Annotated in this window: 1 protein-coding gene; it reads right to left on the bottom strand. The window is 63.6% G+C overall.

The genetic code is table 11. The annotated features are described in order from the left end of the window. Nucleotides 1-175: 175 nt before the first annotated feature. Complete coding sequence (locus FS320_RS43045; RefSeq protein ID WP_152718606.1) at nt 176-1,516, bottom strand: IS1380 family transposase; 1,341 nt, start codon at nt 1,514-1,516, stop codon at nt 176-178. Nucleotides 1,517-1,623 lie beyond the last annotated feature (107 nt).

The following is a 1,623-nucleotide window of genomic DNA, read 5'->3' as shown; positions in this document are numbered from 1 at the left end:
CCGGTTAATTCACGGCGCCCCATCTGAGATTGGCTGTACGAGCCTTGCTGGCAAAGTTGACCGGATTTCAGGCATGTCCTCACCACCTCCAGGCGTTCTGCTTGGCGGATGAGAGCGGCGCGTTTGCAGGTGGACGGGCAAGGGCTCGGGTCAGGGGGCGTGTGCGCCCCGTTCGTCAGGTGACGAGGCGTGGCAGACGGCCGAGGACCAGCCGCAGGACGGTTTGGTCAGGACAGGCGCTCGGCAGGTGCAGCCGGATCTGGGTCTTCAGTTCAACCACCCGGGCGGCAATCTTGATCAGCCGCAGCCGCAAGGTGTCAAATTGCGCCAGCCGCCAGAGCGAGCGCTTCGGCATCCTCGCGCGCAGGCCCCACATCAGCCAATAGGCGCCCGCATGCAGAAACAGACGGAACTGGTTCGCCGTCGCCCGAGGGCACGACGTGCGGTCGGCCGCCAGGTGGGTTTTCCAGGCCTTGATGTGGTTTTCCGCCGTGCCGCGCCGACAGGAGATCCGCTCATAGAGCGTTCTGGCTTTGCCGCCGGCAAGATTGGTGACGATGAACCGGGTGTCGCTGCCCTGCTCGCCCGCTTCCACACGAGCGATGATACGCTCGACCCGGCTCCAACTCTCGGCGCCGTCGAAGAATTCCGTGAAGCGCCGCACCTTGCCTTTGGTGGGAGCCGCGGCAAAGCGCGCCTTGGCGCTCGCCTCCAGGCCCGCAACGTGCCGGCGCAGGGTGGAGGTTGAGGCCACTCCGAGGATGAAGTCGATGCCGTTGGCTCGGCACCAATCAATCACCAGCGGACCGCAGTAATGGCTGTCGGCCCGGATCAGGATGCGGGTGGTGGGCCAGTGGGTTCGGATCGCTCGGATGAGCCGGCGCAGATGAGCCCGGATCTCGGTGCCCTTGGGCCGCTTGGCCGGCCGCAGCACGGCCGTGATGAAGCGTCCTTCACCGTCGAACACGACCATGGGTTGGAAGCCGTATTCGTCGTAATGAGCATTGAACAGCCGCAGCTGCTGGCCGCCGTGAACGGCATCGAAGGTGTCGTCGAGGTCGAGCACGATCTGCTTCGGCACCTGTCGGAACGAGGCGCAGTACAGATCGATCATGGCCCGTCCCATGCGCAGCAGCGAGCGCGCATCGGGCACATTCTCCAGGCGCGAGAGCGTGGGTTGCGAGGCGAGATGGCGATCCGATGGCAGCACGTCCTGCGCCATCTTAAAGATTGGATCGGCGCGCAAGCTCGTGGCGTCGTTGCAATCCTCATAACCGGCAGCGATCATCAACAGCCGGAAGCGGATCAGATCGGCCAAGCGATGAACGACCTGATCCTGAGAGCGTGGGTCATCGATGCACGCGGCGAGCCGCTCGGCGACACCCAAACGCTTCTCCACCTCGCGCAGGGCGAGAAGGCCAGCATCAGACGACAGCAATCCGCCATCGAACCGAGCCACAACGGTTTTGCCGCCAACAGGTGACAGGCCCGGCAGTGGAAGCGTAGAATGGTTCATGGCGGGTGGGTTCTCCCAGAAATGAGGCGGATCGGATTCAACAACCAAATCCTAAGTCATCTCAGGCACTTGAGCTACACCCGCCAACCCTCCATGAATTTTCCGGG

It is taken from the genome of Microvirga tunisiensis (genome assembly GCF_009296175.1).
Lineage (GTDB): Bacteria > Pseudomonadota > Alphaproteobacteria > Rhizobiales > Beijerinckiaceae > Microvirga > Microvirga tunisiensis.
Note: the sequence above shows the minus strand (reverse complement) of the source record. Positions and strands in the feature narration are given on the sequence as shown.